The organism is Xenorhabdus griffiniae, assembly GCF_037265215.1.
Taxonomy (GTDB): Bacteria; Pseudomonadota; Gammaproteobacteria; order Enterobacterales; family Enterobacteriaceae; genus Xenorhabdus; species Xenorhabdus griffiniae.
In genome coordinates this window covers 2369486-2383322 of the sequence record NZ_CP147737.1, presented here as the reverse complement: position 1 = coordinate 2383322, position 13837 = coordinate 2369486, and the positions used below count along the sequence as shown (strand labels likewise).

The following is a 13837-nucleotide window of genomic DNA, read 5'->3' as shown; positions in this document are numbered from 1 at the left end:
TATCACTTAATCGATAGTGCCTTCTTCCCATCCGAAAACAGGTTAAAAAACAATGATTGAAGCCGCCAGTGAAATGACAAGACGCTATGATCTGCATAGCCATACGACTGCTTCAGATGGCGTTTTATCACCTGATCAGCTCGTAGACAGAGCCATTGCTATGGGGGTTGATGTACTGGCAATCACCGATCATGATACGACGGAGGGGATCCCGCCCGCTTTAAACTATATTCAGCAAAATAATTTGCCATTAACTTTGATATCCGGCGTTGAAATTTCGACATTATGGCAAAATCTGGAAATCCATATCGTTGGCTTAGATATTGATATCCACTCTATTTCCTTAAGGAAGTTTTTAGCGCATCAGGTTGATTTAAGGCAACAGCGTGGTGTTGAAATGGGAAAACGATTAGCCAAAGCAGGCATTGCTGATGCCTGGGAAGGGGCATCCAGATTAGCCAATGGTGGACAAGTCACTCGCGGCCATTTTGCCCGTTATTTGGTAGAAACGGGAGTTGTACCGACTATCCCGAAAGTGTTCAAAAAATATCTGGTAAAGGGAAAAATCGGTTATGTTCCACCGCAATGGTGTACAATCGAGCAGGCTATTGAAACCATTCACCAGGCAGGGGGACAGGCTGTGATTGCCCATCCCGGCAGGTATAATTTGTCGACGAAATGGTTAAAACGGTTAATAGTTTGGTTTAAACAACATGGTGGTGATGCAATGGAAGTTGCACAGTGCCAGCAAGCCCCTAATGAAAGACAGCAACTTGGTCAACTGGCAAGAGACTATGGGTTGAAAGTATCATTAGGATCGGATTTTCACCAACCTTGTTCATGGATAGAACTTGGGCGCAATTTGTGGTTACCCGGTGATGTTGTACCGATATGGCACGACTGGTCACGGCTTGGACTGCATAGAAGTATAGAGGTTATTGTATGAGCCAGTTTTTTTATATCCACCCTGACAATCCACAAGCCCGTCTTATTGACCAAAGTGTTGATGTACTGAAAAAGGGCGGAGTTGTTATCTATCCTACTGATTCAGGTTATGCTATTGGGTGCTGCCTGGAAAATAAGGATGCGATGACGCGTATATGTCGTATTCGCCAATTGGAAGGACGCCACAATTTTACCTTGATGTGTCGTGATTTGTCTGAAATTGCCACTTATGCCCATGTAGATAATCAGGCATTCAGGTTGATCAAAAATAATACGCCTGGTAATTACACGTTTATTTTACAGGCGACAAAAGAAGTACCGCGTCGCTTGATGAACGAAAAGCGTAAGACGATTGGCTTACGTGTTCCTTCTAATCCTATTGCGTTGGCATTGCTGGAAGGGATGTGTGAACCATTGATGTCATGTAGCTTGATTTTACCCGGAAATGATTTTGCCGAATCTGATCCTGAAGAGATTAAAGATACTTTGGGTAAACAAGTTGATTTAATCATTCACGGTGGTTATCTTGGGCAGCAACCGACGACGGTAGTAGATTTGACGGGGGATTCGCCCGTAATCCTTCGTGAAGGCGAAGGTGATGTAACACCTTTTTTATAAAGTGTACGATTTTCTTAAAGTATACAATTCAATTTTATTTAGTATCACGACGCCTGTGAAGGCGACAATAGAGGTTGCTCAATGAGCGATAAAACAGAAAAGTTACAAAAAGTTCTCGCGCGTTCTGGTCATGGTTCCCGTCGCGAAATCGAAGGGTATATCCAACAAGGGCGCATTAGCGTTGATGGTAAGATCGCAACGTTGGGTGATCGAATCGAAGTTAATCCCGCAATAAAAATTCGTCTGGATGGACGGATCTTAAATATCAAAGAGCCACAGAAAACAGTTTGCCGGGTTTTGGCTTATTACAAACCGGAAGGTGAATTGTGTACCCGCCATGATCCTGAAGGCCGTCCGACTGTATTTGATCGTCTGCCAAAAATGCAAGGCGCACGCTGGATTGCGGTAGGGCGTTTGGATATCAATACCAGCGGGTTGTTGTTGTTTACTACCGATGGGGAATTGGCTAACCGTTTAATGCACCCAAGCCGCGAAGTTGAGCGTGAATATGCAGTCCGTGTGTTCGGTGAAGTCGATAACGCAAAACTCCGTCAATTGACACAAGGTGTACAACTGGAAGATGGCCCGGCTTCATTTAAGACCATTGCGTTTAAAGGTGGAGAAGGGATCAACCAATGGTACAACGTGACTCTGACAGAAGGCCGTAATCGCGAAGTCAGACGCTTATGGGAAGCCGTTGGTGTGCAAGTCAGCCGCCTGATCCGTGTGCGTTATGGCGATATTAATCTGCCGAAAGGGTTGCCGCGAGGTGGCTGGACTGAGTTGGGGTTAGAACAGACTAACTATTTACGTCAGTTGGTTGACTTGGATGAAGAGAGTGTGACCAAAGTTGCTGTTGGGCGTGATCAACGCCGCGTTAAGGCTAATCAGATCCGCCGTGCAGTAAGACGACATACTCAGGTTGCATCCCGTCCGGCAGGAAAACGTCCTGCAAGCAGTTCTCGTCAGAATGCAGGGAAGAAAACGACATCTAAAGGTCGTTAATACGCTTAAGCCGCTGTTTCAGCTCATATCAACATTTATCTGGGCGATTTGAAACAGCGGATCCATTTACCAATCAATACCTTTCTGTGCCTTGATGCCGGCATTAAAAGCATGTTTTGCCGGACGCATTTCCGTAATCGTATCGGCATATTCCAATAATTCTCGATGGCATCCTCTGCCAGTGATAATTACACTTTGATGAGCAGGGCGCTGTTTGAGAGCGGCCAGAACATCGGTCAGTTCTAAATAACCATAACTGACCATATAGGTTAATTCATCCAGCACGACAAGGTGTAGTGAAGGATCAGATAGCATTGCTACAGCCTGTTGCCAGGCTGTTTGGCAGGCTGCTGTGTCTGATTCGCGATTTTGCGTCTCCCATGTGAAACCTGTGGCCATCACATGAAATTCAACACCTTGCTGTATCAGCAGGTTTCTTTCACCGCTTTCCCATGTCCCTTTAATAAATTGGATAACGCCAGCACGTTGTCCATGCCCGATTGCACGAATCACTGTGCCAAATGCAGCGGTCGTTTTTCCTTTACCGTTTCCAGTGAACACAATGACAATTCCCCGTTCTTGTTGTGCTGCTTCAATACGGGCATCGATTTTTTCTTTCAGGCGTTGTTGTCTTTTCTGGTACTGGCTGTTATCTCTGGTCATTATTCGGCAGGCCCCGCTTTGCGTCCGGGTTGAGCATCAAAACTGATGCCGGAATCATTTCGGCTATCATCTCCCATTACATAAAGATAGACGGGCATAATATCCGCGGGTGTTTTTAACTTAGCGGAATTTTCATCAGGAAAAGCGCTTGCTCGCATGTTGGTACGTGTCCCGCCGGGATTGATGCAGTTGATACGCAGGGAAGTATCCCGATATTCTTCTGCCAAAACTTGCATTAGACCTTCTGTAGCAAATTTGGAGACAGCATATGCTCCCCAACCACTTCTACCTTGACGGCCGACACTGGAGCTGGTGAACACCAAAGAAGCGCTGGTGGATTTTAATAGCAGGGGGATCAATGCCTGAGTCAGCATAAAAGTGGCATTGACATTCACTTGCATTACGTTATGCCAGAGTTGAACAGGTTGTTCTACGATAGGGGAGACGGCGCCAAGAAGACCAGCATTATGCAAGACGCCATCCAAACGTGAATAGCGCTGTGCCAGGTCATGGGCGAAAGTTTGGCATTCCTCGGCGGTCACTGTCAGCAGGTCCATCGTATAAATGTCAGCAGGTAAACCGCCCTCGTTTGTAATTTGCTGCCTGACTGCTTCCAGTTTCGCAGTAGTACGTCCCAGTAAAATAACCTGTGCACCGTGGCGGGCATAGGTCAGTGCGGCTTCGCGTCCAATGCCATCGCCAGCACCAGTGACGAGAATAATTTTTTGTTGTAGCAAATGACTATTGGGTTGGTAATCAAACATCGAACAATCTTCCTATATTGCTTGTGAATCTATGATTTGCCATTTCAGATTGGCATATACAGGTTATCATCAGAACAAAACTTAAGGTTTCCGTCAAATTTGCCTGCATGAGTGAAAAATGGGTAAAAAAGTGTAACTTCAATTGAGATAGGGTTAAGTAAACTGTTAGGGCAAGGCGTTCGATTTTTGGTTAGAATGAAACAAATATATTGTTTGTTATAAATCAATAAAGGTGGATCTGTGGAATATTTGTCTCTATACGGATTGTTCTTAGCCAAAGTGCTCACGGTGGTCTTGGCAATCGCTGTTCTGACGATCGTTTGTATCGGATTAGGTGTACGTAAGGCAATGCACAAAGGGGAATTAAAGCTGACCAATCTTGGTGAGTCATATAAGGAAAGACAGCGTCAGATGCAGCAGGCGCGAATGAGTGAAGCAGAACAAAAAATTTGGCAAAAAGAATTAAAAAAACAGCAGAAAAGTGATGCTAAGCAGAAAAAAGCGGCAGCCAAAACAGGTCATAAAGGCATACAGAAGCCAAGTCTTTATGTTTTGGACTTTAAAGGCAGTATGGATGCCCGTGAGGTGGAGTCACTCCGCGAAGAAATCAGTGCAATACTGGCTGTGGCTGACAAAAAAGATGAAGTTTTGCTGCGACTGGAAAGTCCTGGTGGTGTGGTTCATGGATATGGACTGGCAGCATCCCAATTGGTTCGTTTGCGACAGAAAGGGATACGCCTGACAATTGCCGTGGATAAAGTCGCTGCAAGTGGTGGATATATGATGGCTTGTGTAGCTGATCGCATTATTGCAGCACCGTTTGCCATTATCGGTTCTATTGGCGTTGTGGCGCAATTACCCAATATTCATAGGTTTTTGAAGAAAAACGATATTGATGTTGAATTGCATACTGCTGGTGAATATAAACGTACCTTGACCGTTCTGGGAGAAAATACTGAACAGGGCCGCAAGAAATTTCAGGAAGATTTGAACGAAACGCATAAGTTATTCAAATCATTTATTCACCAATATCGTCCATCTTTGGATGTGGAAAATGTAGCCACAGGGGAGTATTGGTACGGTACACAGGCAAAAGAAAATGGATTGATTGATGATGTGGGTGTTAGTGATGATTTTCTGATTGAAAAAATTGAACATTGTGAAGTCATCGGCGTCAATTATTATCGCCGCAAACGTGCCATAGATCGCTTTATGGGCAGCGCGATGGAGAACGTTGACAAATTGTTTATGCGTTGGTGGCAAAGGGGAGAAAAACCTTTGTTGTAACGGCAAAATCGTTACCCAAAACTATTACAGATTATGCGGGTAAATAAAGGTGACTTATATATCCTTTATTGCCCGCATATTTATTCATCAACCAGGGGGAATACTCCACTTCTTTGTTCTGCCTCTCTGCGTACATGCCTTGTATCAAATCTTCGTATGTCTTAATGATTTTATTTACTTTTTTTAGTAACTGTTCTCGCTTAATGGGGATGGTTTCAGTTTTCATTTATTGTGCTCCTGCAAGAAATAAGTTGTTGCGCATCGTTTTTTATCAGGTAGAGTGTGGGCTTTTCGTCATGCAGATGGAAGATTTTGTTTACAACTGTTAAAACATACAATTGCATGGTTTGTGTTGGTATATAAAATACCCTAAATATTTCAACGGGTTTTGCGTTTAAGTAAAAGTACAAGATAAAAATTAGTTGATATCTTGCAAATCTATCGCAATATAAAAAGAGGTTTTATTTTATATATCGCAACATAACGCCGTGATTTTCGCCATCTGAAAAGAAGATAATTAGGTAAAGGTAACTATGGCTAAAGCTCTTGTTATAGTGGAGTCCCCGGCAAAAGCCAAAACAATCAATAAATATCTGGGGAATGACTACGTTGTAAAATCCAGTGTAGGTCATATCCGTGATTTGCCGACGAGTGGAACAGTGAGTCAAAAGAGTTCAAGCTCATCTACCGATAAGAATAAAAAGAAAGTAAAAAAAGATGAGAAAACGGCGCTAATAATTCGTATGGGCGTCGATCCTTATCATGGTTGGGAAGCGAACTATCAAATTTTGCCAGGTAAAGAAAAAGTTGTTTCAGAGCTGAAAACGCTGGCTGAAAAAGCTGATCATATCTATCTTGCAACGGACCTTGACCGTGAGGGAGAGGCTATTGCATGGCACCTGCGGGAAGTGATTGGTGGAGATGAATCCCGTTTCAGTCGGGTTGTATTCAATGAAATTACCAAAAATGCAATCACACAGGCTTTTGATAATTCTGGTGAATTGAATCTTGACCGTGTGAATGCCCAGCAAGCGCGTCGTTTTATGGATCGCGTTGTAGGCTACATGGTTTCACCGCTACTGTGGAAAAAAGTTGCCAGAGGGTTATCCGCTGGGCGGGTGCAATCTGTCGCAGTTCGGCTTGTGGTTGAGCGGGAGCGTGAAATTAAGGCATTTGTGCCGGAAGAATATTGGCAACTGCACGCGGATTTAATGGCTAAGGGCGATATCCCTCTCCATATGGAAGTTACCCATGAGAAGGGAAAACCATTTAAGCCCGTCAATGCGCAACAAACGCAGTCAGCAGTTTCTCTGCTTGAAAAAGCAAGATACAAAGTGATTGAGCGTGAAGATCGTCCAACATCGAGTAAGCCAGGTGCACCATTCATTACCTCAACATTACAACAGGCGGCAAGTACGCGGCTTGGGTTTGGGGTTAAGAAAACCATGATGATGGCACAACGCTTATATGAAGCTGGGTATATCACTTATATGCGTACCGATTCGACTAACTTGAGTCAGGACGCGTTGGAAATGGTTCGTGGTTATATCAGCAACCATTTTGGTGATAAATACTTGCCGAAAAGTGTCAATGTTTACAGCAGCAAGGAAAACTCTCAGGAAGCTCATGAGGCGATTCGGCCTTCTGATGTTAATGTCATGGCAGAAGAATTGAAAGATATGGAAACTGATGCACAAAAATTGTATCAGCTGATCTGGCGTCAATTCATTGCTTGTCAGATGACACCTGCGAAATATGATTCCACGACACTGACCGTTCAGGCTGGTGATTTTGAGTTACGTGCTAAAGGCCGTACTCTGCGTTTTGATGGTTGGACAAAAGTCATGCCGGCTTTGCGTAAAGGAGATGAAGATCATACGTTGCCGATCATGGAAGTGGGCACAGAGCTTGATTTGCAACAGCTAATACCAAGCCAGCACTTTACAAAACCACCAGCACGTTTCAGTGAAGCATCCTTGGTCAAGGAGCTGGAAAAACGCGGAATTGGTCGTCCATCGACTTATGCATCAATTATCTCAACCATTCAAGAGCGAGGATATGTTCGCGTTGAAAATCGGCGATTCTATGCAGAGAAGATGGGTGAAATCGTTAATGATCGTTTGGAAGAAAATTTCAACGAATTGATGAACTACGATTTTACGGCAAGAATGGAAGATCAGCTCGATCATGTAGCCAACAATGAAGCCAATTGGAAAGGCGTTTTGGACGAATTTTTCTCCAATTTCAGTAAACAGCTTGATGTTGCCAATAAAGAACCAGATGAAGGCGGAATGCGTCCGAACCCGATGGTCATTACCTCGATTGAGTGTCCGACCTGTAGCCGGCCAATGGGAATTCGTACTGCGACAACAGGGGTATTTCTTGGCTGCTCTGGTTACGCATTGTCACCTAAAGAGCGATGCAAGCAGACGATTAACCTGATACCGGAAAATGAAATCCTAAATATCCTGGAAGGGGATGATGCTGAAACCAATGCATTGCGCGCTCGTTGTCGCTGCAAAAAGTGTGGTACAGCGATGGACAGTTATTTGATTGATAACCAGCGTAAATTGCACGTATGCGGTAATAACCCTGAGTGTGATGGTTATGAAGTTGAAGAAGGTGAATTCCGCATTAAGGGTTATGATGGTCCGATAGTTGCGTGTGATAAGTGCGGTTCAGAAATGCACCTGAAAATGGGGCGTTTTGGTAAGTATATGGGTTGTACAAACGAAGGATGTAAAAATACCCGTAAGATTTTACGCAATGGGGAAGTGGCGCCACCAAAAGAAGATCCGATTCCGTTACCGGAATTGGCGTGTGAAAAATCAGATGCTTACTTTGTTTTGCGTGATGGTGCGGCAGGGGTATTTTTAGCAGCGAACACTTTCCCTAAATCTCGCGAAACGCGGGCGCCATTGGTTGAAGAGCTTGTCCGGTTCAAAGATCGCTTACCGGAAAAATTGCGTTATTTAGCACAAGCGCCTGTTGCTGATCCTGAAGGGAATAAAACGGTTGTTCGTTTTAGCCGTAAGACTAAACAGCAATACGTTTCGTCAGAGAAAAATGGCAAGACGACCGGATGGACCGCATTTTTTGTTGAAGGGGCTTGGGTTGTGAAAGAAAAGTGAACGATCTTTAAGATAAATTTGTGCATTATATCCCCATTTATAGGGTATAATTCATATAAATATATTTAGAGAGATATTTCTTTTTTTGTGGGAAACGTAACTTTTCTTTCTAAAAAGCCAGTTCTATGGACTGGCTTTTTTTGTATTTCAACAAAATTAAAACACAATATATCTGCAACAGGTGCTTGATAGTAGTTACTCGACTTAATTATTTGTTATATAAATATATAGCAGGTGTTATAGTGGTTATATTCTCACAAATATATATTCTATATAGTTATAAGTGAGTAACCATTAGCAATATAGAAATTGGTTAAACTACAAAACGTTCATACATTTGATTATTAGGGACAGTGCTGATATGAAATTACAGCAATTGCGTTATATTGTAGAGGTGGTTAACCACAATCTAAATGTATCTTCTACAGCAGAAGGGTTGTATACCTCTCAACCGGGGATCAGCAAGCAAGTCAGGATGCTCGAAGATGAGCTGGGGATTCAGATATTTGCTCGTAGTGGTAAACATTTGACGCACGTGACTCCGGCTGGTGAAGAAATTGTCCGTATTTCACGTGAGGTTCTGTCAAAAATTGATTCAATTCGTTCTGTTGCCAGTGAACACACCTATCCCGATCGGGGTTCTTTATATATAGCGACCACCCATACACAAGCAAGATATGCTTTACCTCCTGTTATTAAGGGCTTTATTGAACGTTATCCCAATGTATCACTGCATATGCATCAAGGCTCTCCAACGCAAATTGCGGAAGAGGTATGCAAAGGAAATAGTGATTTTGCGATAGCAACAGAAGCACTACATCTCTATAACGATCTGATTATGTTGCCTTGTTATCATTGGAATCGTTCTATTGTGGTGACGAAAGATCACCCTCTTGCGAGTAGACAGAATGTGACAATTGAAGAACTGGCTGAATATCCGATTGTAACCTATACATTTGGTTTTACTGGGCGCTCTGAGTTGGATGTTGCTTTTGATCGGGTGGGTTTAAAACCTAAAATCGTATTTACAGCAACAGATGCTGATGTGATTAAGACTTATGTGCGGTTAGGGTTAGGAGTTGGTGTGATTGCCAGTATGGCTGTAGAACCCGTTAAAGACAGTGACTTAGTACGTATTGATATGCGTGATCAATTCGGTTACAGCACGACTAAGATCGGTTTTCGACGCAGTAGTTTTCTGCGCAGTTATATGTATGATTTTATTTGGCGTTTCGCACCACATTTAACGCGTGATGTCGTAGATAAAGCCATTGCGTTACGCTCCAATGAAGAAATCGAAGAAATGTTCAAAGATATCGAACTGCCGATAGTGTAAAAAGATATTTAATATCAGCAAAATAGATATAAAGAAGGTAGATATAGCTAGTGTCAAGAAGATTAAACCACCGCCAAACAGCAGGCAGGTGGTTGATCTTTTATTTTATGTCTCTTTTGGGAGCACCGTCTTAAATTCACCACTAAAAAAATTGTCAGAATTTTCAATTGAAGATTTTTGATTTTTAAGAATGAAATTATCGAAAGCTATTTTAACTTCGTGATTTTCTAACGCTTGATAATTAAATAAAGAAATACAAGAAGAGTAAGTGAATTCAACATTGATATTCTCGTGAGAAGCGCAGTTTGATGTCACTTCTGAGTTAGTTCTGTCAAAATCTATTTTATAGAGTTTTATTTTAGGGACATACATGACACGATCTTCAACGCCAATTGCTTCAATAACACTGGCTAATGTGAGAGTGGAATAATGATCTCCATTCCTTTTTAAGCCTAGCCTTATAGCATCACCTTGTTTTTGCAAAAAATCGGAAAAGCTTTTCAGGCTTGGAGAGTTTGCATTTAAAATAATATCCATGATGAGTTGGAGTAAATTTGTTGCAATGGAAACTCCTTTCATTTCATGCTGATAGGTTTGACTTTCGACATTCATGATACTCATCAATGGCAGTTTCGCCATAATTTCTTCCCAAAATTGAATGTCAGTCTTATATTCTGTGCCGTGGACATGGGTATATTTGGCGATGTGATCAGCGGCTATTGAAGAAAGGGCGATCTGTATTTTTTTGATTTCATTCATTTTCTGTATGACACTGGCTTTGTCGACAATATTTGCAGTAATAATAAATTGGACAAGGCCGTCTGTGTCACTAAGCTGATAATCTGAAAAGGAAAACTTTTCTCTAATGCCAGCCGAAAAAAACTGATCAGCTTGTTGTATATGGCTTAGGTAATGTTGGAATTCTTTGTTTTTTTCTGTATCCATAATGTTACCTCCAATCTCTAATAAACGTATTGAGCACCCTGAATATACCAATCTAACTTCAAGATGCGTGTGATTTCTCCCCGTAAAGCAGGGAAAAACCAGGTTTCATATCGTGTTGTAAATTGCAGCTTGACGTTTAATGCGTATATACCTTTATTTTTCAAGTTGCAAATCCAACTTATTAGCCAGAAATGCGTAGAAACTTTAGAGTCAATTCAATCAAACTCTTAGAGTGTGAATAAAACATATCTACTTTAGCGGTGTCATCATTAAAATTTATCAATAAATGAGGATTTACAGCCAGTTAGCAAAATGTGTGGTGACGGAATAACAAATAGTTGCTTATATGTTATGTTTAATGATGGCTGACCATCAATAATAAGAAAGGAGAGGAGTTATGTCGTTTAAATTGAAAACGGACTGTGCTTCAACGCTCTCGATTGGAAGCAAATCCACTGGCAGTAAAATCTATCACTATTACAGTTTACCTCTGTTATCTGAACAAATTGGCAATCTATCCCGCCTGCCAAAATCACTGAAAGTTCTGCTCGAAAATCTCTTGCGCAATGTTGATGGTGAATCCGTTGTGGAAGATGATTTACAGGCGCTGGTGGAGTGGCAAAAAACCGGTCATGCAGACCGCGAAATTGCTTATCGTCCCGCCCGCGTACTTATGCAGGATTTTACAGGTGTGCCGGCTGTCGTCGATCTTGCTGCGATGCGGGAAGCTGTGTTGAGACTCGGTGGTAATGTAGAGCAGGTTAATCCGTTATCCCCTGTTGATTTGGTTATCGATCACTCGGTGATGGTTGATAAATTTGGCTCTGAACAGGCATTTTCAGAAAACGTCCAGATAGAAATGGCACGTAACTATGAACGTTATCTGTTCTTGCGTTGGGGGCAGAAAGCTTTTAATCGTTTCCGTGTTGTCCCTCCTGGTACGGGGATTTGCCATCAGGTTAACCTGGAATATCTGGGTAAAACCGTCTGGTATGAAAATCAGAATGGTAAGGATTTTGCTTATCCTGATACGCTAGTCGGGACGGATTCTCACACGACCATGATTAATGGGTTGGGTGTTCTGGGATGGGGTGTAGGGGGAATTGAAGCCGAGGCGGCGATGCTGGGGCAGCCAGTTTCCATGCTGATCCCAGATGTTGTTGGCTTTAAACTGACCGGAAAATTGCAAGAAGGGATCACAGCAACTGATCTGGTCCTGACGGTGACACAAATGCTGCGTAAGCACGGTGTTGTAGGTAAATTTGTTGAATTTTATGGTGATGGATTATCTGATTTGCCGCTGGCAGATCGGGCAACTATTGCCAATATGTCCCCTGAATATGGTGCAACTTGTGGTTTCTTCCCTGTGGATGACATTACATTAGACTATATGCGCTTAACGGGGCGCCATGAAGAAGAAATTGCTTTGGTTGAAGCTTATTGCAAAACTCAGGGCCTATGGCGTCATACAGGGGATGAGCCTATCTTTACCAGCACCCTGGAATTGGACATGTCGACAGTTGAAGCCAGTTTAGCTGGACCGAAACGCCCTCAAGACAGGGTTGCATTGGGAAATGTCCCACAGGCTTTTCAGTCTGCCATGGAATTGGATATCCATAAAACGCAAGCGCACTCAGCAACGGTATCAGTGACTTTAGATAACCAAACTTTTTCATTGCAAGATGGTGCTGTGGTGATTGCTGCTATTACCTCTTGCACAAACACCTCTAACCCGAGCGTATTGATGACAGCGGGATTACTTGCCAAAAAAGCGATTGAGAAAGGCTTGCAGCGTCAACCGTGGGTTAAAACTTCACTGGCACCAGGTTCGAAAGTTGTGACAAATTATCTGGAACTGGCAGGTTTTATGCCATATCTGGAAAAATTGGGTTTTAACTTGGTGGGGTATGGTTGTACTACCTGTATTGGTAACTCTGGGCCATTGCCTGATCCTATAGAAGCTGCGATTAAGCAAGCTGATTTAACCGTTGGGGCAGTGCTTTCTGGTAACCGAAATTTTGAAGGACGTATTCATCCCTTAGTGAAAACCAACTGGTTGGCATCACCGCCGCTGGTGGTGGCATATGCGCTTTCTGGCAGTATGAAAACGGATCTGACGCAAGAACCTATCGGAAAAGATCAACAAGGCAATGATGTTTATTTGAAGGATATTTGGCCTGATAGTACAGAAGTTGCAGAAGCGATTGGAAAAGTCAGAACCGAAATGTTCCATAAAGAATACGATTCTGTGTTTGATGGTGATGAAAGCTGGCAGTCCCTGAGTGTGGAAAGTTCAGCAACTTATGCCTGGCAGCCGGATTCCACCTATATCCGACATCCACCGTTCTTTAGTGATATGACGGCTGAACCGAAACCCGTTACAGACATTCATCAGGCTCATATTTTGGCGATCTTGGGGGATTCAGTCACGACGGATCACATTTCCCCCGCAGGAAACATTAAGGCTGACAGCCCTGCCGGACGATATTTACAAGAACATGGTGTTGCGCCAAAAGATTTTAATTCGTATGGCTCAAGGCGTGGCAATCATGAAGTTATGATGCGAGGAACGTTTGCTAACATTCGTATTCGTAATGAGATGGTATCAGGAGTTGAAGGCGGTTATACCCGGCATATTCCTTCACAATCCCAACTGGCTATTTATGATGCGGCTATGCGTTATCAGGAGGAAAAAATACCATTAGCCGTTATTGCGGGGAAAGAATATGGTTCAGGATCAAGTCGGGACTGGGCTGCAAAAGGAACAAGATTGCTAGGCGTCAGGGTGGTGATTGCAGAATCTTTTGAACGCATCCACCGCTCTAACTTGATTGGTATGGGTGTCTTGCCATTGGAGTTTCCTCAAGGTGTGAACCGTAAGAGCTTAAACCTGACGGGAGAGGAACGAATTGATATTACAGGATTATCTAACATTCAACCTGGGCAGACAATTGCCGTGAAAGTTACCTATGCCAATGGACAGGAAATTGTGATTGATACTCGTTGCCGTATTGATACGGGAACAGAACTGGCTTATTTCTATCATGATGGTATTTTGCATTATGTGATTCGTAATATGCTGAAATGATAAAAATCACATTTAGAAATAAAAACTGCGCCCACACCGACGCAGTTTTTTCTAT

11 protein-coding genes are annotated in these 13837 nt (G+C 42.8%); 7 read left to right on the top strand and 4 right to left on the bottom strand.

What is annotated here, in order from left to right; all coding sequences use genetic code 11:
- Positions 1-52: 52 nt before the first annotated feature.
- From rnm to rluB, 3 genes are all read left to right on the top strand, one after another.
- Positions 53-946, top strand: coding sequence for an RNase RNM (gene rnm, locus WDV75_RS10295; RefSeq protein WP_273557606.1), 894 nt, complete (start codon positions 53-55; stop codon positions 944-946).
- The gene (locus tag WDV75_RS10290) at positions 943-1563 is read left to right on the top strand and encodes an L-threonylcarbamoyladenylate synthase (RefSeq protein WP_273557607.1); all 621 of its coding nucleotides are present in this window, start codon (positions 943-945) and stop codon (positions 1561-1563) included. Before rnm ends, WDV75_RS10290 begins: the two co-directional genes overlap by 4 nt.
- An 81-nt stretch (positions 1564-1644) precedes the next feature.
- Entirely contained in the window at positions 1645-2568 is a 924-nt protein-coding gene (gene rluB / locus WDV75_RS10285; RefSeq protein WP_273557608.1) for a 23S rRNA pseudouridine(2605) synthase RluB, read from the top strand.
- A 66-nt stretch (positions 2569-2634) separates the two neighbouring features.
- Here rluB and cobO read toward each other — a convergent pair whose 3' ends face one another.
- Positions 2635-3231, bottom strand: a complete 597-nt coding sequence (gene cobO, locus WDV75_RS10280) for a cob(I)yrinic acid a,c-diamide adenosyltransferase (protein WP_273557609.1) — start codon at positions 3229-3231, stop codon at positions 2635-2637.
- Positions 3231-3995, bottom strand: coding sequence for a YciK family oxidoreductase (locus WDV75_RS10275; RefSeq protein WP_273557610.1), 765 nt, complete (start codon positions 3993-3995; stop codon positions 3231-3233). Before WDV75_RS10275 ends, cobO begins: the two co-directional genes overlap by 1 nt.
- A gap of 240 nt (positions 3996-4235) precedes the next feature.
- Here WDV75_RS10275 and sohB point away from each other — a divergent pair, with 240 nt between their 5' ends.
- The gene (gene sohB / locus WDV75_RS10270) at positions 4236-5282 is read left to right on the top strand and encodes a protease SohB (RefSeq protein ID WP_273557612.1); all 1047 of its coding nucleotides are present in this window, start codon (positions 4236-4238) and stop codon (positions 5280-5282) included.
- A gap of 31 nt (positions 5283-5313) precedes the next feature.
- Here the strand turns inward: sohB and WDV75_RS10265 are convergent, their stop codons facing one another.
- Positions 5314-5508, bottom strand: a complete 195-nt coding sequence (locus tag WDV75_RS10265) for a DUF2498 family protein (RefSeq protein ID WP_273557613.1) — start codon at positions 5506-5508, stop codon at positions 5314-5316.
- Between the two features lie 307 nt (positions 5509-5815).
- Here WDV75_RS10265 and topA point away from each other — a divergent pair, with 307 nt between their 5' ends.
- A complete protein-coding gene (topA, locus tag WDV75_RS10260; protein WP_273557614.1) occupies positions 5816-8413 on the top strand; it encodes a type I DNA topoisomerase in 2598 nt (865 codons plus the stop codon).
- 361 nt (positions 8414-8774) lie between these two features.
- Positions 8775-9749 (top strand): HTH-type transcriptional regulator CysB, encoded by a 975-nt coding sequence (gene cysB / locus WDV75_RS10255; protein WP_273557615.1) that lies wholly within the window; start codon positions 8775-8777, stop codon positions 9747-9749.
- Between the two features lie 105 nt (positions 9750-9854).
- On the opposite strand, the gene WDV75_RS10250 is transcribed toward cysB, so the two are convergent.
- Entirely contained in the window at positions 9855-10694 is an 840-nt protein-coding gene (locus WDV75_RS10250) for a hypothetical protein (RefSeq protein ID WP_273557616.1), read from the bottom strand.
- Between the two features lie 397 nt (positions 10695-11091).
- Between WDV75_RS10250 and acnA the strand changes: the two genes are divergently transcribed.
- Positions 11092-13782, top strand: a complete 2691-nt coding sequence (gene acnA, locus WDV75_RS10245) for an aconitate hydratase AcnA (RefSeq protein ID WP_273557617.1) — start codon at positions 11092-11094, stop codon at positions 13780-13782.
- Positions 13783-13837: the final 55 nt, after the last annotated feature.